This window comes from Pandoraea bronchicola (assembly GCF_902459805.1).
Classification (GTDB): Bacteria; Pseudomonadota; Gammaproteobacteria; order Burkholderiales; family Burkholderiaceae; genus Pandoraea; species Pandoraea bronchicola.
Window position 1 is genome coordinate 1 of record NZ_CABPST010000028.1, and the last position, 899, is coordinate 899.

The following is an 899-nucleotide window of genomic DNA, read 5'->3' on the forward strand; positions in this document are numbered from 1 at the left end:
TGACCCTACACCCGAATTAGTACCGATCAGAAGTAGAAATTTCCGGCTTCGGGGTTTCGTCCGTCAAGGCGCGCTGCCGCGCCCGACGGGCGAATTCGGCGGGGGTCTCCCACCGTAATGCGGAGTGGGGACGGCTCTCGTTATAGTACTGTCGCCAGGCGGCGATTTTGCCTCGGGCGTCGTCCAGAGACAAGAACCAATGCTCGTTCAGGCATTCCTGTCGGAAGCGCCCGTTGAAGCTCTCGACCTTGGCGTTGTCGGTCGGTGTTCCCGGTCGACTGAAATCGAGTTCGACCCCGTGTTCGTAAGCCCACCGGTCCATCGCCTTCGAGATAAATTCGCTGCCGTTATCGACTTTGATCGTCTGCGGCACACCCCGCTCAGCCACAATCATCGTCAGGACTCGCACGACGTCCTCCCCCTTCAAGCTCTGCCCCACATCGATGGCCAAGCTCTCCCGCGTGTAGTTGTCGACCACTGTCAGAGCACGTAGGCGTCTACCGTCAAACAATGCGTCGGAGACGAAGTCCATGCTCCATATCTCATTGATGGCCGTGACGATGCTCTTGGGTTGGCGCAACCGCGCTGATTTGTTTCGCTTCGGCCGCTTATGTCGCAGCGATAAACCCTCAGCCCGATAGAGCCGATAGACCCGTTTGTGGTTGTCCTGCCAGCCTTCGCGCTGCAACATCACATGAACACGGCGATAGCCGTAATGCACGCGAGTCGAGGCAATCTCTTTGATGCGCGCAAGCAATGCCGACGAGTCCCGAGCCACCGATTGGTATCCGTACAGTGACCTCGACATGCGAAATAACGCGCACACTTTGGTCAGGCTTGCCCGATACCGATCACGCAACTCGTCGATCAGTGCCCGTTTGCGAGAAGGCTTCAGAGCT

The 899-nt window shown here is 58.1% G+C and carries 1 protein-coding gene; it reads right to left on the reverse strand.

The window, feature by feature from the left end; genetic code table 11:
- Window positions 1–16: 16 nt before the first annotated feature.
- A partial coding sequence (locus tag PBR20603_RS23995; protein WP_246174971.1) for an IS3 family transposase occupies window positions 17–899 on the reverse strand: 883 nt, incomplete at its 5' end.